Source organism: Enterobacter sp. BIDMC 30 (assembly GCF_000534355.1).
Classification (GTDB): domain Bacteria; phylum Pseudomonadota; class Gammaproteobacteria; order Enterobacterales; family Enterobacteriaceae; genus Enterobacter; species Enterobacter ludwigii.
The window spans coordinates 3,749,087-3,768,377 of sequence record NZ_KI973169.1 but is presented as its reverse complement, the minus strand read 5'-3'; the positions used below and the strand labels follow the sequence as shown (position 1 = coordinate 3,768,377).

At 52.2% G+C, this 19,291-nt stretch carries 21 protein-coding genes; 14 read left to right on the top strand and 7 right to left on the bottom strand.

Going from position 1 to position 19,291, the window contains the following annotated elements:
* Positions 1-96: 96 nt before the first annotated feature.
* Positions 97-411 carry a lipoprotein gene (locus L466_RS04610; protein ID WP_014169014.1) on the bottom strand — a complete coding sequence of 105 codons (315 nt, stop codon included), beginning with the start codon at positions 409-411 and terminating at the stop codon, positions 97-99.
* Positions 412-586: 175 nt separating this feature from the next.
* Here L466_RS04610 and L466_RS04615 point away from each other — a divergent pair, with 175 nt between their 5' ends.
* From L466_RS04615 to L466_RS04625, 3 genes are all read left to right on the top strand, one after another.
* Entirely contained in the window at positions 587-1,219 is a 633-nt protein-coding gene (locus L466_RS04615; protein ID WP_014169015.1) for a response regulator transcription factor, read from the top strand.
* Positions 1,216-3,003, top strand: coding sequence for a hybrid sensor histidine kinase/response regulator (locus L466_RS04620; protein ID WP_032681479.1), 1,788 nt, complete (start codon positions 1,216-1,218; stop codon positions 3,001-3,003). The genes L466_RS04615 and L466_RS04620 overlap by 4 nt, the downstream gene beginning before the upstream one ends.
* Positions 3,004-3,079: 76 nt before the next feature.
* The gene (locus L466_RS04625) at positions 3,080-3,397 is read left to right on the top strand and encodes a YebG family protein (protein WP_032681478.1); all 318 of its coding nucleotides are present in this window, start codon (positions 3,080-3,082) and stop codon (positions 3,395-3,397) included.
* 152 nt (positions 3,398-3,549) lie between these two features.
* Here L466_RS04625 and L466_RS04630 read toward each other — a convergent pair whose 3' ends face one another.
* The gene (locus L466_RS04630; RefSeq protein ID WP_032681477.1) at positions 3,550-4,386 is read right to left on the bottom strand and encodes a MipA/OmpV family protein; all 837 of its coding nucleotides are present in this window, start codon (positions 4,384-4,386) and stop codon (positions 3,550-3,552) included.
* A 205-nt stretch (positions 4,387-4,591) separates the two neighbouring features.
* Here L466_RS04630 and L466_RS04635 point away from each other — a divergent pair, with 205 nt between their 5' ends.
* Positions 4,592-5,269 (top strand): response regulator, encoded by a 678-nt coding sequence (locus L466_RS04635; RefSeq protein WP_020885069.1) that lies wholly within the window; start codon positions 4,592-4,594, stop codon positions 5,267-5,269.
* The gene (locus L466_RS04640) at positions 5,269-6,663 is read left to right on the top strand and encodes a sensor histidine kinase (protein ID WP_032681476.1); all 1,395 of its coding nucleotides are present in this window, start codon (positions 5,269-5,271) and stop codon (positions 6,661-6,663) included. The genes L466_RS04635 and L466_RS04640 overlap by 1 nt, the downstream gene beginning before the upstream one ends.
* 86 nt (positions 6,664-6,749) lie before the next feature.
* Here the strand turns inward: L466_RS04640 and L466_RS04645 are convergent, their stop codons facing one another.
* The 4 genes from L466_RS04645 to L466_RS04660 form a co-directional block, all read right to left on the bottom strand.
* Entirely contained in the window at positions 6,750-7,448 is a 699-nt protein-coding gene (locus L466_RS04645) for an alpha/beta fold hydrolase (protein WP_032681475.1), read from the bottom strand.
* Positions 7,449-7,631: 183 nt separating this feature from the next.
* Positions 7,632-8,015: a RidA family protein gene (locus L466_RS04650; protein WP_020885066.1), complete on the bottom strand. Its 384-nt coding sequence runs from the start codon at positions 8,013-8,015 to the stop codon at positions 7,632-7,634.
* A 107-nt stretch (positions 8,016-8,122) separates the two neighbouring features.
* A complete protein-coding gene (locus tag L466_RS04655) occupies positions 8,123-9,580 on the bottom strand; it encodes an MFS transporter (protein WP_032681474.1) in 1,458 nt (485 codons plus the stop codon).
* A gap of 49 nt (positions 9,581-9,629) precedes the next feature.
* On the bottom strand, positions 9,630-10,376 hold the full coding sequence (locus L466_RS04660) for a glucose 1-dehydrogenase (RefSeq protein ID WP_032681473.1): 747 nt from the start codon (positions 10,374-10,376) through the stop codon (positions 9,630-9,632).
* 115 nt (positions 10,377-10,491) lie between these two features.
* Here L466_RS04660 and L466_RS04665 point away from each other — a divergent pair, with 115 nt between their 5' ends.
* Positions 10,492-11,361, top strand: a complete 870-nt coding sequence (locus tag L466_RS04665) for a LysR family transcriptional regulator (RefSeq protein ID WP_032681472.1) — start codon at positions 10,492-10,494, stop codon at positions 11,359-11,361.
* 19 nt (positions 11,362-11,380) lie between these two features.
* On the opposite strand, the gene L466_RS04670 is transcribed toward L466_RS04665, so the two are convergent.
* On the bottom strand, positions 11,381-12,289 hold the full coding sequence (locus tag L466_RS04670; RefSeq protein WP_032681471.1) for a LysR family transcriptional regulator: 909 nt from the start codon (positions 12,287-12,289) through the stop codon (positions 11,381-11,383).
* Between the two features lie 125 nt (positions 12,290-12,414).
* On the opposite strand from L466_RS04670, the gene L466_RS04675 reads away from it, so the two are divergent.
* The 8 genes from L466_RS04675 to L466_RS04710 all read left to right on the top strand — a co-directional run bounded on the left by L466_RS04675 (position 12,415) and on the right by L466_RS04710 (position 19,276).
* Entirely contained in the window at positions 12,415-13,152 is a 738-nt protein-coding gene (locus L466_RS04675; protein WP_032681470.1) for an SDR family oxidoreductase, read from the top strand.
* Positions 13,153-13,384: 232 nt separating this feature from the next.
* Positions 13,385-14,299, top strand: coding sequence for a LysR family transcriptional regulator (locus L466_RS04680; protein WP_032681469.1), 915 nt, complete (start codon positions 13,385-13,387; stop codon positions 14,297-14,299).
* A gap of 170 nt (positions 14,300-14,469) precedes the next feature.
* Positions 14,470-15,117: an isochorismatase family protein gene (locus tag L466_RS04685; RefSeq protein WP_032681468.1), complete on the top strand. Its 648-nt coding sequence runs from the start codon at positions 14,470-14,472 to the stop codon at positions 15,115-15,117.
* Positions 15,118-15,450: 333 nt separating this feature from the next.
* Complete coding sequence (aroQ, locus tag L466_RS04690; RefSeq protein WP_032681466.1) at positions 15,451-16,014, top strand: gamma subclass chorismate mutase AroQ; 564 nt, start codon at positions 15,451-15,453, stop codon at positions 16,012-16,014.
* 97 nt (positions 16,015-16,111) lie between these two features.
* On the top strand, positions 16,112-17,167 hold the full coding sequence (locus L466_RS04695; protein WP_032682044.1) for a catalase family peroxidase: 1,056 nt from the start codon (positions 16,112-16,114) through the stop codon (positions 17,165-17,167).
* Positions 17,164-17,709, top strand: a complete 546-nt coding sequence (locus L466_RS04700) for a cytochrome b (protein ID WP_032681465.1) — start codon at positions 17,164-17,166, stop codon at positions 17,707-17,709. The genes L466_RS04695 and L466_RS04700 overlap by 4 nt, the downstream gene beginning before the upstream one ends.
* Positions 17,710-17,784: 75 nt before the next feature.
* Positions 17,785-18,372 carry a TetR/AcrR family transcriptional regulator gene (locus L466_RS04705; RefSeq protein ID WP_032681464.1) on the top strand — a complete coding sequence of 196 codons (588 nt, stop codon included), beginning with the start codon at positions 17,785-17,787 and terminating at the stop codon, positions 18,370-18,372.
* Positions 18,373-18,781: 409 nt separating this feature from the next.
* Positions 18,782-19,276, top strand: coding sequence for a putative pterin-binding protein (locus L466_RS04710; RefSeq protein WP_020885054.1), 495 nt, complete (start codon positions 18,782-18,784; stop codon positions 19,274-19,276).
* The last annotated feature ends 15 nt before the right edge of the window (positions 19,277-19,291 follow it).

Sequence of the window (19,291 nt, the reverse complement as noted above, 5' to 3'; positions counted from 1 at the left end):
AGCATGATGTCTGGAAAATCGTTTTTATATGAAACTCAAATGTGTCGGGAAATTTAAAAGGCGTTATTATTTGTACGCCTTTTGGTATTGAGGAAATTATTTATGCGTGACAACCGGCGTACAGGTCGGCGCGCTTAGCGTCGGCGCAGATCCTAAAATTCCAGGCATCATCATTGATGAGCAATCGAAAATTCGCCCTTTTTCTGTCGTGGCGCGATAAGAAAGTTTTTGGCCGCCCAACGCATCCGGCTGGGCACCATTCACGTTGGTCACCGTTATTTCGTCCGACGAGCCCAGCCCCAGCATTTTAGCGGTTTCCGCCTGCAGCAATGGAATAGCCTGATCGGTTTTCAGGGTGGAACAACCGGCTAACATCAACGTAACGGTTAAAGCGATTAGTGGTCTTTTCATAAATTATCCTTTATATCCAACCAGTTAAAATCACTGATTGTATTTATGTTTTCTATTACCCAAATCAGCGGGTAATATATTTCTCTTTCCTAATTGAAAAAACCCTCCTAAAGTAGGGTGGGTCGATAATAATTCATCTGTACTCTCAGATACGCGAAGGTGAAAGGAGATTCCTTTGGGGCAGAATTATGCGTTGGTCGTTGATGATCATCCATTGGTAGCAAGCGGCATCGCCAATTTTCTGATTACACATTGCCGGTTCAAACAGGCGTATGTCGTGACGAATGAAGAAGATTGCTACCGTCATATTAGGGAAAATGGCCCGCCACGTTTACTGGTAATCGATTTTTGGCTATCTTCCGGTACGGCGTTGAAATTACTCAAAGAAGTGAAACAGCTTTACCCTCAGGTGCGCCTCCTGGTCGTCAGTGGGGATGAAAATAACGATATCTGGCAGAAAGTGCATACGGCCGGAGGACACGGTTTCGTATTGAAAAGCGAACCTCCTGAATTATTCTCACGGGCCGTTTTTGCCCTGGCGGATAATCTGACATGGTTTCCTTGTGCAAACGAATGTGCCGTTAAGACGAATAATGAGCAGTTAAGTAAATTTAACTTAACGCCGCGGCAAATTGATGTTTTGAATATGATTATGCGCGGCCTGCCAAATAAAAGAATTGCCGCCCAGCTTTCTATTTCTGAGCCCACGGTAAAAGAACACATCAGCAATATTCTGAAAAAGATAGGCGTTAACAGTCGGGTGGAAGCCATCACGCTACTGCATGGCAAACGGGAGCCGTCGGAATGAGGTTTTTCCAGGGTTCACAGAACGATGGCATCTCTCCCCCCGCGCAAATTCGCCTGCTGAATAATACGTTTCTGCGGCTGGTATTCAGCTTTAGCGCTGTGCCTTTTGTCGGCATTCCTTTCGCTATCTGGATCCATTTGCTGGGGGACGATCTGGGTCCCACCATTACCTGGATAATAATTTACTTGCTCTGTGCTGTGGCGATCCGAATAGTGCATCGGCGCTATCAGCGAGAGGTTAAAGAAAATGATGATGAGGCCGTCCTGCGCCGCTGGCTTCCGCGCATTAATAAGGTGGCCTTTTTTCACGGGCTGGGGATTTCATCACTCTATTTAATTACCCCGCAGACGCAGAATTTTGACTTTTTCCTGCTCCTTAATATCAGCATTGCCGCTATTGTCGCTGCCAATGCGACGCATCTGACGCCGGTCATCAGCACCTTCACACGGTTTTTCTTTGCCTCTTGGGGGGTTCTGACTCTCGGTATCATCCTGCGACTGGATGACCTGATGTTCATCGTGCTGATGCTGAATCTGCTGTACGGCTTCGCAATCTACCGCCATGCGTTAACGTCCCACGCGTTCTTTATCCAGCAAGCACTGCTGGAAGAGCAAAGCTCACGCCTGGCGGAGCAGTTCCGGCAGGCCAAAGAAGAAGCGGAACAGGCGTTGCTCGATAAAAATCAGTTCCTGACGACCGCCAGCCACGATCTGCGCCAGCCAGTGCATGCCATGGGCTTTTTGATCGAAGCCATTATCCACAGAAACCAGGACGACAGCCTGACGCCACAGCTGCTTGACCTGCAACAGAGCGTTCGTTCGGTGCACCTGATGTTCAATTCCCTGCTCGATCTCAGCAAAATTGAATCTGGCAATGTAATGACCGCCCCTACACGCGTGGACATCGGCACGCTTCTCGACTCGGTGATCACCCTGTTTCGCGAAGAGGCCAACAGTCGCGCACTGCGGCTGCGAACCTGGCGGCCCAAACGTCGCCTCTTCGTGATGGGGGACCCGCTGCTGGTGCGTCAGTCCTTGATTAACCTGATACAAAATGCCCTTCGCTATACGCAACAGGGCGGTGTGCTGGTTGCCATCCGTCCGCGCGGTGTCGAGTGTCTGGTGGAAGTATGGGACACCGGGGTGGGGATTGCCGACGACGAAAAAAGCAAAATCTTCTCGCCTTACTACCGCCCCGAGCTGGCATGGAAGATCGACAGCGCAGGGCACGGGCTGGGCCTGGCGGTGGTTGCCCGCTGTGCCAAGCTGATGAACGTGAAGTATGGAATGCACTCCATTGAAGGCAAAGGTTCACGCTTCTGGATGCGCTTTACGCAATACACGGGTGACGTGAAAGCGGTGGATCCACTGCCCGCCGGTGACAACATCGCTACACCGGTACGCTATGCGCCACTGCATGGCTCCTGCCTGATCGTTGACGACGATCCGCTGGTGACGTCCGCCTGGGAGAGCCTGATGAGCCTCTGGGGGATTAACGTGCGCTGCGCGGCCTCGGCCGAAGACGCTTTTGCCATCATTGACGACGGTTTCACGCCATTTGCTGTGCTGTGCGACCAGCGCCTGCGCTCCGGCGAAAGCGGGTTCGACATCCTGAAAGCACTTTTCGAACGTCTGCCCGACATGAGCGGCGCGATGGTCAGCGGGGAGTTTAACTCGCCGGTTCTGCTGGAAGCGGAGCAGGAAGGCTACCTGGTGTTGCGTAAGCCGCTGGAGCCCGCCAAACTGCATGCGCTACTGACACAGTGGTCTGCAGGCTCGGGCTAAAACGAAAGTACAATTTGACTGCAACACAATTCTGGAAATGCTATACTGTATATAAATACAGTATGAGAGGTGCATAATGGCTGTTGAAACAAAATATGTTGTCGTACGAAAAGGTGAAGAGAAAATGACATTTGCCAGTAAAAAAGAGGCTGACGCTCACGACAAACTGCTCGACATGGCAGAAGCGTTCACCGACTGGCTGTTGCAAAGCGGAATGCAGATGGACGAAACGCAGGCTGAAAATCTTGGGCTGTATCTCGCCGAGCAGAAAGAGGCCGTGCAGCATATTCTGCGTACCAGCAAGCTTCCCGATCTCAATGCCGTCACTGCCACAGATAACCCAGAGCCAGATGCGGCTGGCAGTAAAAAAATCAGAGCCGTTAAAGCTGCCTGATCGCCAGAGTGCATCATCGATTCTGATGCCCCGAGTCAGGGGGGCATCAGGGCGTGTTGAGTGCCGCCCCGTTATCTTACTGGGGCGGAACGAATACATATTATTGAGAGTTCAGAGCGAGAAGTCGTCGGGAAGCACTCATCCCATCACGATCAGAAGCTGTACGTCACTTTCAAACTTCCCGTGGGCGACGTTTTTCGTTGAACAATGGGGCTATTGCCTGCATCTCCCGTCAACTGCGTAACACCTGTTGCGACAGCTACGCTCCAGTCTGGGGTGAGCTTGTGGGTCCAGTCCACATTCAGCGAATAAGCATAAATACCGGATCCAGCATCATGTCGGGAAAACCCCGATGCTGCTGACTGTGCGGCATTCACCCCGTAGTATGTCTGCATGTATTTGCTGGATCCCCAACTGGTGGTCAGCGCCAGCGTCAGCGAATTTTTCGGTGATGTATAAAGCGGGCTGATAATCCCGAAGTGCAGGGCCTCACCGTTGTTTCTTTCAGAAACCGGCACTTCAGCCTGCAATTGCACACTCAGCCAGTCGGTCACCTTATACCCCAGTCCGGGCACAATGATGGCCGATCCTTTGACATCACCCATACCCCGCAAGTCATCACTGCCGGAGCTTATTGAATCGCTGCTCACGTCACGATCCTTGCGACCAGCGCGGTAGCTCAGCGCAGCGTTGTAATCCAGTTTACCGACACTGTTACCGTAACCGATACCCCGCGTGGTGCTGATAAAGACGCCATTTGCCATGGAGTAATCAAGCACTAATGCTGTAGTGGCGCGGCTTTTATCCGAACCAGAATAGCGTGGCGCAATATCCACACCTCCCCCCAGGGTCAACACGTTACCCTGGTTCTGTTCTGCCGCCAGTGTCGGGGTGGTCAGAAACGCCAGAACGACTCCCGGCACTATTTTTTTCAGGCTTCGAGGCAGGAGCAAAGGAGGAAACTGATGACGCAGTGCGATGTTTCTCATTAAAGAAGTCCTTGTGGATTCAAATGATGACGATACAAGCGGTTATTCACGCCAGTTTTCTCAGTTTGAATACGCACCCTAAGGTTCTTATGAGCCGAAAATGAAGAAACGCTGAAGCAAGTACCGCTGCAGTAAACCTGATAGATTTATCGAAACCGTTTTTTTCTTAAGACGTTCTTCATTCACTGTTGATACCGTTACCAATGTGAAAATTCTACTAATCGAAGACGACCTGGATCTGGGCAATGGCGTGCGGATCGCCCTTGCAGATCAAGGATTTGATGTCATATGGGTTCGCCGAAAAGAGGATGCGCTGCATCAGCTTGATGCCTGCGTGCCAGAATTGATATTGCTCGACCTGGGACTGCCCGATGGCGATGGCATGGGCCTGATGACCTGCTTGCGGCAACAGTTCAAGGGGATCCCTGTCATCATCCTGACTGCGCGAGGCACGCTACAGGATCGCCTGTGTGGGCTGGATGCCGGTGCAGACGATTACCTTGTTAAACCTTTTATTCTCGCCGAGTTGTTGGCCAGGGTAAGAGCGCTTGCGCGACGCAGTTACGGTTTTCAGAATGAGGCAATAGAAATCAGAGGGTTATCTCTGCATGTGCCAACGCGTCGCGTGACGGTGAGTGCCCGTCACGTGGAGTTGACGGCAAGTGAATACGCGCTGCTTGAAACGTTAATGTTGCGCGCTGACCGCGTGCTTACACGACGTTTTCTGGAAGAAAGAATCTTCGGCACCAAAGAAAATCTGAGTAATGCTCTCGACGTGCATATGGGGAATTTGCGTCGAAAAATCGGGGACGGTTATGTGCGAACGGTGAGAGGGGTAGGGTATGTCATTGATACTGTACCGATCTATAAAGGCGGTGATTGATGCGAAATATCTGGCGCACCCTGAGACTCCCCACGCTCGTACGGCGAATCATCATCGCCCAGATGCTACTGCTTACCTTGCTGTGGTGTCTTTTTTTGACTTTTGTTTTGTGGGAGGACTTGCGTAGCCCCCCGATATTAACGGGCAGTAAGACCTACGAAACCCTTTTTACGCTGGTGGACAGTATGGACGATCGCCCGCAGGAACGCACCGTTGTGCTGAACACGTTCAGTAAGGCGTTGCGGGAAGGATATGGCGGAGGTGAAGATCCCGAACTGTCAATCAGCCTCATTATTCGCAAACATAACGAGATAATTTATTCATCTGATGGCGCACCAACAGGGGTTGTAAGCACCAAATTGGGGGAATTACAGCGCATTGAGAGTGAGGGGCGCACCTGGACCAGCCGTACGCTAAAATCCGGGAACTCCGATGTGGAGGTGACACTTGTGACGCCTGCCGGAGGATGGAACTTCTTTATCTACCTGAACTCGCGTGGCTATTACATATTGCCGCTACTGGTATGCATTCCTTTTCTTTTATTTCCCGCGTGGCTGTCAATTCGTATTGCAATGCGACCCTGGAGCAAGGTCGTAAATGAAATATCTTTGCGAACGCCAGACGATCTCTCTCCATTAAAAGCCATGCCAAAACACAGGGAGCTTCGTCAAATGGTGGACGCGATAAATGTATTTCTTGCCAGGGTGCGCGAAAGCGCGGAAAGGGAACGGATTTTCATTGCTGATGCCGCTCACGAGCTGCGTACTCCTCTGGCTGCAATGCGAATCAACGTGGAGGCGCTGCAGTCGTATGTAAGCAATGAGACTCAACAGGAATTACTGGCGGGGATTATTCGCAGCAACAGCCGGGCTGCCCGACTCGTCAATCAATTGTTGCTGATGATGCACAGTGAAGCACGTATTGATACCGTTATGCAGCCAGTGCCGCTGACGACGCTCATTCAGGAGCGAATGGCTGCACTGGAACCGCTGGCTACGGAGCGCAGGATAGAGCTTGAATTCGTCTCTGATGATGAAGTCTGGATCACAGGCATCAGGGAGCGCCTGATGTCGCTGATTGACAATTTGATTGAGAACGCAGTCAAGTACAGCCCTGAGGGCGGACGGGTTGAAGTAGAGCTACGATCGCGGGATAAATCCACGCAGCTTCGTGTCTCAGATGCCGGACCCGGTATTCGGCCTGAATTGAGGGAGCGTGTGTTCGACCGATTTTTTCGCGACCCCAACCAGATGCAAAGCGGGAGTGGACTGGGGCTTGCCATCGTCAACGCGGTTGCGCAGCAACACAACAGCAGCGTAGGCCTGTGTACGTCTGCAGAAGGCGGGCTCCTGGTCACTGTCGATTTCCCAACTCAGATAGCCGAAAAAGCGTAGCAGAGGCCAGAAGCAGACAAATCAGAAAAATGACCTGGCGTTTGATTCGCAGAGAATAGGGGGGCTCTGTTTGCATCAACGTTATTTTAAAGGCCTGTTTTATCGAGCCATCTGGACAGACGCTGGGCCAGTTCATCCGGTTTTTCCAGAGGAATAAGATGTCCACAACCGTCAACATAATCCACACAGGTTCCGGTTAGCCTGGCGAGTTCTTCTGCCTCCTCTGTTGAACGCAGCCGATCATGTTTCGCTGCAATAACGTAGGTCGGGCATAAAATGGGTTTTAATGTTATTCGCTCGCGGTTTAGCCCTGACTGGACTCTGAATACATCGGCTCCCAGCCTTTTTCCCATATTACGGATTTTCTCAATAATGGCCGTATTACTGGCGAGATCAGCATGAAGTGATTTTCTAATGGCCGTTGTGCTCAGCCCACTAAATTCTCTGGAGGAATTGATATTCGCTGCAGCAACACGGGTATTTATCTGTTCTGCCGAATCCTCTCTGAGAGACGTGGCAATGAGGATCATCGCCGCTGTCCGTTCCGGAAAAGCCTCATAAATAGCTCTGGCAACATAACCACCTAGCGAAAAGCCGGCCAGCACAAAACGCTCCGGTAGTTTCTGGACTATATTAGCGGCTATATCCTGGATTGTGGTTCCCTGGCCCAGGCTCGCAGGTATAAAGAGCCTGCGCTCGGGAAATGCGGTGATAAAATCGTCCCACAATGTTTCATCAAGCATAAATCCCGGGATAAGTACCACAGGAAGGTTCTCTGCATTCATCGGCAAGTCCCATTTTCTGGCCGCAGTGCCATTGCCAGGGTTTCTGAATCTGTAAACATAGCCTATTGCAGTTGATGAAGAAATTGTCGTCTCGTCGAGGTCTGCCGTTTGTTCGTAGCAGACCTTGCGGCGCTTAAGCCGATCCGGTTCGTGCCTGGGGTGATTTGGGGACTCACGGCGGCACTACTTTTTAGCCACAATCCGCATTTCCACCAGCGCATTTTCTGGAATGAACGCTGATACGCCTATGGCGGTCCATGCCGGATAGGGTGCCTTTACATATTCATCTTTCACCTTAGAAAAAACGTCTATATGTTTTTTAAGATCAATATGAAAAGTGGTCATCTCAAGAATATTTTCATACCCTAAGCCTGCGGCTTTCAAATAAACACCAAGCTTATAAAACGCATCATGGAATTGTTCTTCCGGATGCTGACTTATCGGTTTGTCCTTCCGTGCCGCGGTAACACCAGAGAGATACACCGTGCCATCTGCTTCGATGACAGGCGAGAAGTGCCAGTCATCGAAATAATGTTGGAATTCTTCAGGGACTATCGATTTTTTCATGATTTTTTCTCAGGTTGACGCATGAGTACCTGCTGCGGGTAAACGGCACGCTGGGGAGGAACATGAGCAAGGATGTCCACGCCTCAGCCAGTTGATTGTCTGTTACGTTACTTGATAGACGCGCCGCTCGCAGCAGAAAATAAACCGGAGGCCTGCCGGATAAGCCGGATGCTTAGCGCGGCACCCGTGGCCAGGCATATCGCCATCGCCAGAAGGGCGACGATAAAGGCATGCGTAATATTTGCACCGCTTCTGCCGGTGTCCAGCATGCTGTAAAAAATGCCACCGATGACGGCGACGCTCAGCGCAGTGCTGATTTGGAGTGTCGAGCTGGTTACTCCGGCAATCATGCCTGAAAACGCCGGTGCAACGCGGCCTGTCACCATCCGGACCAGCGTCGGCATCGCCAGTCCCTGGCCGAGGCCGGTGATAAAAAGCAATACGGCGAGCGGCAGCATGGCCGGTGCGCTACCCGTCATGGTATGGGCAATCAACCCTGCCAGGCCTGCTAACCCCAACGTCTCGCATCCCATCCCGATTGCGCTCAGGTAATTGCCGACAAAACGTCTCAGATAAGGTGTTAGCAACGGACCGATCAGAAAACCCACGCCAAAAGGCAGAAAAAGCAGGCCCGCAGTCAGGGCGTTTAACTGCAACGCATCTTGTAGATAAACGGAGAACAAAAGAAAGAAGGCCCCGATAGAATAAAACAGCAAAACGATCGCCAGCCCCTGGCCCAGCCCCGGCGCGCGTAACACGACCGGATCAAGCAGAGGCGAACCGCCGTTCTGGCTAAGGCGACGCTCATAACGCCATAACAGCGACGCCAGCAGCGGGACAGCCAGAAATGACAGCCATGTCCACCAGGGCCATCCCGCTTCACGGCCTTCAATTAACGGCACAATCAGCGCACTCAACGTGGCGGTCGCCAGTAACATGCCGACCGGGTCCAGTCGTTGTGCGGATGGCGCACGCGTCTCTTTCAGCAGTGGCAACCCGAAGAGAATGACCAGCAGCGCCACCGGCAAGTTAACGAGAAAAATAGCGCGCCATCCCAGGTGAAACAGATCCGCTGAGATCAGGATACCGCCCACTACCTGCCCGATAACCGAGGCCAGGCCAAATACAGCGCCATAGATACTCAACGCGAACGGTTTTTCCGCTTCCGGAAAAATGGCCTGTACGGAAGCCAGTGCCTGAGGCGCCATAATCGCGGCCGTAGCACCCTGTAACACGCGTCCACTAATCAGTACCCATGGTGACCAGGCTAAACCGCACAGCAGCGATGCCGCCGCAAAACCGATAAGCCCTATAAAAAACATCTTCCCACGACCATAAATATCACCCAGACGACCGCCGGTAATTAAGGTTACGGCATACACGGCTGCATAGGACGAAATGACCAGCTGTTCAGCAGAGGAAGAGGCGCTCAGCTCGTCCTGAATAGCAGGCAGCGCAACATTGACGATAAAAAAATCGAGCGGGGGCAAAAATGCGCCAACCAGAAGGATGACAAACATTGCCCAGCGACGCGGCTCGGCTTGCGGGAGGATAGGGGTCGACATGGAACACTCCACAGGTAACGGTTATGTGCAGAGATTGAGAGGCAGGGCGTTAGCGCATGCCACCAGAGGCAAGAATCACCTCACCGGAGATCCATCCCGCATCGTCTGATGCGAGAAATGAGACGATCGGCGCAACATCCTGCACCTGACCGATGCGGCCGAGTGGGGTCTGCTTTTCATTCCATGTCTGGAAGTCCGAGTTCATCGCGCCAGCACTATGACTGCCTTCCGTTTCGATAAGGCCAGGGTTGACCGCGTTGACGCGAATTCCCCGGGGGCCGAGTTCTCGTGACAGTACCCCGGTAATAGCATCGATCGCCCCTTTGGTGCCGCTGTAGATGGCACTCTCGGCGATAAAGACGCGGGTGACGAACGAACTGATGTTAATGATGCTACTGCCTTTATTCAGATGCGGTGCAGCAGCGCCGGACATTAACAGCGGGCCCAGAACATTGATGTCGAATTGTCTGCGGTAGAGTGCCTCTGTGCTCTCTTCAATGCGGGCAAACTCATAAATGCCGGCGTTGTTCACCACAATGTCCAGCCGCCCGAAAATGTCGATGGCCGCGTGAACCAGCGCCTCAACCTCAGCCTGACGGGTGACATCCGCCGCGACCGCTACCGCCTGCCCGCCGGCAGCCTGTATATCGGCAACGACGTGATCAGCACTACTTTTGCCTGACGCGTAATTGACAATAACCTTCGCGCCGTCAGCCGCCAGTTGACGGGCAATCCCGGCTCCGATGCCTTTGGAACCACCGGTTACAATCGCCACTTTGTCTTTTAATTTGTACATGTCATTCATTTCCTGACTGGGGGGGGTGAGGACGCTATAGTGATATCGACAAAGTTGTTTTGGAACTGCCACTTTTGTATATTCAATGTTCATTTTTGTACGGTGAGATACTGGCATGGAATGGGGCGACGTCCGGGTATTTCTTGCAGTTATGCGTAAGGGCTCTTTCGGCGAGGCGGCACGAAGCCTGGGTGTGAGCCATCCGACGGTTGGTCGCCGGATAAAGGCGCTTGAGGAAGAGGCGCAGCAAGCGCTATTTCGCCGGACACAGGATGGTCTGGTTCTGACCGACGCCGGCGACAGGGTGCTGAAGCTGGCAGAAGCGATGGAAAACTCCGCGCTGGCGATGGAGCGGCGTCTCGCCGGTAATCACGAACGTCTTGAAGGGATATTGCGGATCTCTTCAGCAGAGTGGTTTGCCAACTATGTTCTCGCACCGGTCCTGGAGGAACTGACGCGCCGCCATCCGGCGATTGTGCCGGAGCTTATCGCAAGCTACCGCTTACTTAACCTGTCGCGGCGTGATGCCGACATTGCGTTTCGCATCGTTCCCTTTACCGAACCGGATATTGTCCAGCGCCGCCTGATGCGCATCCCCTATGCGCTATATGGAACGCCGGAAATCGCCGATATCGCCCGACACGATCCGGCCGCAGTGGGGCTTATTCTAATGAACACGGCACAATCCCACTTCTCTGACGTCGCCTGGCTGCTCGACAGGTTCCCCCAGTCACGACGTGTGTTCACCAGTACCAGCCGGGCCGTACAGGCACAGATGTGCCAGCGTGGAATGGGCATCGCCGTGTTACCGCGCCCGCTTGGTGATGCCATCACCGGCTTAGCGGCTATCAGCATGCCGGAGCCACCGCCGTCCAAAGATATATGGGTAGGGTATCACTCTGACCTCCGGCATATGGATCGCCTGCGGGTTATGCTGGATATCGCCGATGCGATGCTTGCCGATCCCGCGGCGCCGTCAACGTGAGCGACGGTTTACGCAGCCATTAAGCGTTCACCTCAAAGCGTTCCCGATAGAGAGAAACCAGCCAGTCTACAAAAATCCGGACACGGGGAGACAGCTGTCGGTGCTGTGGATAGATAGCCGAAAGTTGCATGGCCGGGCTTTTCCAGTCACTTAACACTTCCTGTAGCAGGCCATCCCGAAGGGCATCGTCCACATGATAACGTGGAAGCTGAACCAGCCCACATCCACGCAACGCGCAAATAACGTAATTCTCTGCGTCATTCACTGTCATCCAGCCTTTGGTCGGATAGCTTTTCTCTTTACCGTTAACAATGAGTTCCAGAGGGTAGTTCTTACCCCGGCTGGTGGAAAAGAAATTGACGCTCTGGTGAGAAAGCAGATCGTCAGGGGTCATCGGTCGGCCGTGCTTACGAAGATAGCCCGGACTGGCGCAGATAACCTGAGGCATCTGGGCTAAAGGCCGGGCAATTAATGATGAATCAAAGAGCTTGCCCGCGCGTACGGCGCAGTCAACGCCTTCCCGAATCAGATCGACCAGACGATCCCCACTGCTGATAACCAGCCTGATGGCGGGATAGCGGGCGTGAAACTCGTCAATACGGGGCAGTACAATGCGGGTCGCATGGGCCCCGTGAAGATTCACGCGCAAAATCCCCTGTGGCCTTACGCCGGAATGACGCAGGGAAGACTCCGCATCGTCCAGTTCAGAAAGAATATGCACGCAGCGTTCATAAAATGCCTCGCCATCCAGCGAGGCCCGCACGTGTCTGGTCGTCCGCTCCAGCAGACGACACTCCAGGTTTTTCTCCAGGCTTTTTATTGCATTGCTGGCCGTCGCTCTGGGGATCCCTAGCTGGTCCGCGGCCTGACTGAAGCTTTGAAGCTCTACAATGCGGGTGAAGAGCAGCATGGTATCAAATTTATCCATCACGGATCCTGAAGGCGATTATTAACGATAATGGAATTATGTTATCAAATATCACCCATTTATCTCTCCCGCTAAAACATTAATATCTCCATTCAGACCCCCTTTCACTGAAACCGGAGAGAACGATGGACAAAGTCAATAAAACTGCCCTTGTTACGGGCGGTTCCCGTGGTATCGGCCGCGCCATTGCTGAGCGTCTCGCGCGGGACGGTTTTACCACTATCGTGAATTACGCAGGTAATGCCGAGGCGGCAGAGCAAACCGTGCAGAGCATCGTCGCTAAAGGTGGCCGTGCGACGGCGATTCAGGCTGATGTTGCCAGCGAAGCGCACGTCAGCCACTTGTTCCAGCAAGCGAAAGCGGTTACCGGCAGGCTGGATGTGGTGGTGCACAGCGCGGGAATCATGCCAATGGCGAAGATTACCCCTGCCGGTCTTCACGATTTTGATCGTGTCATTCATACCAACCTGCGTGGCGCATTTCTGGTGCTGGCAAATGCTGCTGAAACCGTGAGTGAAGGCGGCAGAATCATTGCCCTTTCGACGAGCGTGATCGCCAAATCCTTCCCGGCTTATGGTCCCTATATCGCCTCTAAAGCAGGCGTGGAAGGGCTTGTACACGTGCTGGCAAACGAACTGCGGGGCAGAAATATCACCGTTAATGCCGTTGCCCCGGGCCCCACCGGGACTGAGCTCTTCTTTAACGGTAAGAGCGAAGAGCAGGTTGCGGCCGTTGCAAAACTGGCCCCGCTCGAGCGCATCGGTACCCCAGAAGAGATCGCCAGCGCAGTAGCGATGATCGCCGGTCCGGACGGGAGCTGGATCAACTCGCAGGTTATTCGTGTAAACGGTGGCTTCGCCTAATCCCCCCGACAGGCGGATGCATACGCTTTCGGGGTAAATGAGCGATGAGGCCTGCACGGTCATGCCGCGCAGGCAATAGTCAATATCGTCACTACACCTGCGGGAAACGTCCCTTCCGGGTTGATATTGATCCGACTGATGAGAGTGCGGCGGTGGTCAATGCCATTGCCGAGCGCATCCGCCAGCAATTTTTACAGCTGGCCTGCCGATAAGATATTTGGATTTAAAGAGTATGAAGAAAATGACCTCCCAGAACTTTTCCTGGGATGATTTGAAAACCGTTATGGCTGTAGGTGAGCACGGTAATCTGTCACGCGCCGCAGATGCTCTGGGCATCAATCATTCCACCTTGTTTCGTCGGTTGGGGGCCATTGAGACGTCGCTGGCATTAGCCCTCTTTCTGCGTCGCCGCACCCACTACGTTCCGACAAAAGCCGGAACCGCGCTGATCGCCCTGGGACACCGCATTGAAGAGGATATCCACTATGTTCTACAGAACATTGAAGAGGATGAATGCGGTTTTTCGGGGGAGATAAGGGTCACCACGTCGGATGCCCTTTTGCAGGATTACCTTAACCCGCTGATCGCGTCATTTAGCCGGGTAAATCCCCACATTACCTTTCAGGTCTCGACAGGAAATGAATCCGTCAATTTGTTCGATGGCGGGGCGGATATCGCGTTTCGAGCCACCAGAGACATTCCGGAGCATCTTTCCGGCCGCAAGGTGGGATCGGCGTTCTGGGCAGTGTATGGTTTACGTGAACAATGGGAAAAAAAGCAAGTCAATGCTATGGCGCTCACGGAGCATCGCTGGGTCTCCTTCCATTACGCAATGTCTAAGTTAAACGCCTTTCTGTGGATTGAAAAAAATATTCCCGAGAAAAATATCACCTTTCGCGGCGACTCCGTTCTCAGTGTTGCGTCGGCTATCTCAAGCGGGATTGGGATCGGTTTGTTACCCTGCATGCATGGCAATCAGATAGATAAACTGGCTCAGATTAGCCCCATCGTGGAGGGACTGGGTGAAGACATTTGGCTACTCGCGCATCCTGATGTGAGGAAATCAGCAAAAATAAGGGAATTTATGAATCACTGTTCCCACTATTTAGCAGAGAACAGAAAGAGAATATTCGGACAGACATATTAATTCCTTTTTTCATATAAAATTCATTAATATTTCACAGCGTTCATTTTTGCAATAAGCCCTTTGCAAAAATGAACGGACAAAAGAATATTTCGTTTTGTATAGTTTTCTCGTGTTCACGAATCAGGTCATTAATACACTGATAAATTTAAACAAACATCGCGGAAACTATTATGACGATTAAAGCAACACCTGCAGCGGCCAGAAATCTGTTAAGCCCGGAAAACCATGCGCTGATCCTGCTGGATCACCAGAGCCAGATGGCGTTCAATGTGAAAAATATTGATATCGGCCTGCTGAGGCAAAATACCGCAGTGCTCGCGGAAACAGGTAAGGGGTTTAATATTCCGACCCTTGTTTCGACGATTTCACGCCATGATTTTGCGGGCCCGGTATTTCCTGAAGTTTCAGCGGTATTCCCGGATGACGCGTCGTACGTTAACCGATCCACCTCAAACGCATGGGAAGATGGTAATTTTGTTGATGCCGTCAACAAACTGGAGCGCGACCGCCTGGTGTTTGCAGGTCTGTGGACCTCGGTCTGTCTGAATGGTCCGGTTCAGTCTGCCATTGAGCAAGGTTTTGACGTCTATATCGTCACAGACGCCAGCGGTGACATGAGTGCAGAAGCTCATGAACGCGCTGTGCAACGCATGATTCAGGCTGGCGCAAAGCCGATTACTGCCCTGACTTACCTGCTTGAACTGCAACGTGACTGGGCACGTCATGAAACCTACGATCTGACCACTTCGATCAGCCAGAAACATGGCGGAGCGTTCGGTATTGGCATCCAGTATTGTGCAGATATGGTTCACGCCTAAGATAACTCGCCATACGATTTTTTTTGCTGGGGGAGTGGAATGACCGTATGGCCGGTATGCGGGCAGGATGCAGTATTCCTGCCCGCATGATTTTTCTGAGTACTGTTCACTTCTCTTCGTTCCCCTCGCTCGCCGTTTCGGCTGCCTGACTTACCCCGAATTCTTTTGAAAACCATTCCGAACAAACATGGCATCCAGCATTGAGTAAAAAATGAGTGATGAAATTGACACTCAACCTACCAACTGGTAGGTTGGTTTTCGTTCGCTTTCCAGCCAACCGGATCCGGGCCTGAGAACGTTATTTTTTTACCTATGCGATAAGTGAGATCGGTAATGGAGAAAAAGCATGAGTTAGCGGCAGGGCCATCCATTCAGGGAGATGGCATTGCGGAAACAACGACAGCGACCGAGGTTTTTTCCGGCCCTGGCATGAGTATCAACCTGCGTTTTTGCCTGATGAAAGAGGTTGCGGCGTATAAGGCGCAGCAGGGTCAGGCAATTGCTGACCCTGAACAGGAACGGGACGTGCTTGAAAGAGCCTTTGCTGTCGCCCACGCGTCAGGGCTGGAAAGAGAGAGCGTCAGGTCTTTCATTCAACTGCAGATGGACATTGCGAAGGCTATCCAGCATTTCCATTGTGCCGACTGGCTGATGGAAGAAGACACACCGAGGACACCGATGCCGCTCTCTGCGGTGAGAGCAAAAATTGCCCATGCCGATGAATCAACGCTTCGCAGTATCGCCCGGAAATTAAAAACGGAGGGCGGCTTTTCCGGGGCCGATAAAGCGGCATTCATGCGAGAAATTCAGCATGAAAAAGTACGTGACAGAGATAAAGAGCGGCTCTGGGCTACAGTTAAAAAAATCCTGCTTCATTCATCCTGTGGCGCGTCTTAATGGGCGAGTTATCACGCCAGCAGCGAAAGACGTGCTTAATGTTTTCAGGAATACGTTCTCGCGTATTTGATTGTGTATTCACTGTGTGAGCAAAAATATGACGAACACTTCACTTTCCACCGGCCAAAAAATAGTCCGCCTGTGCCTGGTCGCGATTATTCCCCTTGTCTTGATAGCGCTGTTTCTCTGGTCAGGCGGCTGGCTGACGCCGAATCGTCTGACGTCTGACAAACTGGTTTCGGTATTGCAGAAATCGGGTGGGGAACATCCCGGTTTTCGCCGCAATCACGCGAAGGGCGTGTGCGTGGTGGGGGATTTTATCTCTAACGGCCATGTCAGTTCGTTATCGCGAGCAGCGCTATTTGCCCCTGGCGAAACGCCAGTTACGGGCCGTTTCGCCATCGCAGGGGGTAACCCAAAAGCGCCGGATTATGCCGTTCCCGTGCGCAGCATGGCGCTGCAATTCAGGCAGAGCAACGGCGAGCAGTGGCGAACAGGCATGAACGCGATGCCACGCTTTCCGGTCTCTACCGTTGAAGACTTCTATGCGCTGCAAAACCTGACTCTGCCCGATCCGGCAACCGGTAAACCCAACCCCGATAAGCTTAAGGCGTTTGTGATCGCGCATCCTCAGATGCAACCCTACCTCGCCTGGGCAAAGCAGTATGTACCTTCATCCAGTTGGGCAAGCGATCGCTTTAATAGCCTGAATGCATTTCGCTTTATTGATAAAACGGGTAAAGAGCATCTGGTCCGCTGGAGTATGGTGCCGCATATTGGCTCTCAGCCGATGAGCGAGGCGGATAAAAATGATAAAGATTTTCTGCAACACGATCTTGAAGAGCGCCTGAAGCAAGGGCCGCTGAAATGGGATCTGATGATTACCGTCGCTAAACCGGGCGATCCGGGCAACGATGCAAGCCAGGTCTGGCCTGAAGATCGGCAAACCATCAATGCCGGCATGCTCGTGCTGACGCGTGCAACACCGCAGCAAAACGGTCCGTGCAATGACATCAACTACGATCCGCTGATTTTGCCCGATGGCATTGCCCCTTCGGACGATCCTTTACTGAATGCGCGCTCGGCGGCCTATGCCAAATCCTACAATGTGCGTACCCGTGAACAGTCCCGACAGTCAGGAGCTGGCTTATGAAACAGGTTGCTTATTTCCATCCGGCGTTGCGCATTCTGCACTGGTTCATGGCAGCGGCTATCGTGGCAATGTTGTTTATCGGCATCGCGATGGTTTCAACCATTTCGTCGAAACATGCCCTGCTGGTGGCGATCCACAAACCGCTGGGGCTGATGATTCTGGTTCTGGTGGTGGTCAGGCTATGGCTGAGGTTTTATACCTCCGTCCCTTCGCTACCGGCTTCCATACCGGCCTGGCAGCGCCTGATAGCGCATCTCTCACACTGGGCGTTATACATCATGATGTTCCTTCAGCCCCTGATTGGCTGGGCGATGCAGTCAGCGGCGGGGTACCCCATCACCCTCGGGGGCGGGGTTGTTTTGCCACCCATTGTTCCGGTGAATAACGACTGGTTTGCCATTCTGCGGCCATTGCACTCTCTGGTTGCGCTGATGCTATTTGCTACCGTGATGCTGCATTTGGCGGCCGCGCTTTTTCATGCGTTAGTGCTGCGAGATAGCGTCTTTGACAGTATGGCGGGGACCGGCAGACGGCGGCAGTAAAGGCGGCCTGTCGGTAGGTTTTCGCTCTGCTCTCTGATATCTTATTGATCTGTATACTGACAATGGGTTACGGCTATGTCCACCGAACGTTCACAGAAAGCAAACGACATTGTATTTTTCACCCGACAATTACTTACCACCGGTGGCTACCGAAGCTTCAGTTTTGCCGACCTTTCTGAAAAGGTGAATATTCGCAAGGCGAGTATTCACCACCATTTTTCAAGCAAGGCGGAGCTGGTAAGGGTCGTCGTGAGCGAGTATCGCCAGGAGGCCCGCGCCGGAATGCAGGCATTAAGCCATCAACTAAATAATCCGGTTGCCGAACTTCAGGCCTATGCCGATTATTGGGCCAAATGCATCCAGGACGGTTCTGCGCCATTTTGTATCTGCGCGATGCTTGCCGCCGAACTGCCGACGTTGCCGCCCGAAGTCGCTTCGGAAGTGACGGGACATTTCGCCGATCTCTCTGGCTGGCTGACGGAGTTGCTTCAGAGAGGAGAAAGGGAAAAATGCTTTACTGTCCGGTCAACCCACGCCAGCGAGGCGGGGCAGTTAATGGCAACGGTACATGGTGCCATGTTAGCCGCACGCGCGTTTAACGACGCGAAAGTATTTCAGCAAATCGTCCAGCCGGTGATCGACAATATTCTTGTGTCGGATTGATCGCTCGATAGCACGACATTGCCCTTTTAACCTGCTTATAAGGGCGCAATGTGCACCTCTCCTGAGGGTATTCCGTAGCAATAATTGACCACTCCGCACAAATTCTGACCGTTTAAGACGCAACGGGGGATTAGAAACGACAATTTTTTCAAATTCCGCCTTCGTCCAATTTTAATAACCTGCTCTGTCTCATATTATCATGGTGTAAAAGGGAGACAGGGACACGTCTGAAGGCTAATCTTTGTTAATGACGATACGGCAAGCAACAACGTCGGGATGGCTGTCATGGACCGTTAAACGAGAGTATAACGGGACCGTTTCGTCCTGGAGTCTTATCTGGTTGGCTGGTAACAATTTGTGTCAGAATAGACGACAAGACATACCTATTTCCTTATTGGAGTCATCGCGCATGAGAATGGCAATCACCCTACTTTTCTTGATTATTTCGACCTGTTCCTGGGGGAAGGAACTCCCTAAGCTTGAAGGGAAACCCGTGTTAACCATCTCCGGGAAAATCGAGAATAGTAATCAAAATGGCGCTGCAGTCTTTGATATCGCTGGCCTGGAAAAAATCGGCCTCGTTACCATGCGTACCCGTAACCCATGGTATAATGACCAGACAAGCTTTGAGGGTATTCCCATGAAAAAACTCATGGAACTGGTCGGCGCCAAAGGCACTGTTCTGAGTGTAACCGCGCTCAATGATTATACGACTGAAATTCCCATTGAAGACTTCACAAAATATAACGTGATCCTTGCAATAAAAATGAACGGCCAATATATGCGCGTTCGCGACAAGGGCCCTCTGTTTATTGTCTATCCTTATGAAAGTAACAAAGAGTTGGATAACCAGGTCTATTACTCGAGATCAGCATGGCAGATTAGCAAAATGGTCGTAGAGTAATAATCTGGAGAAATG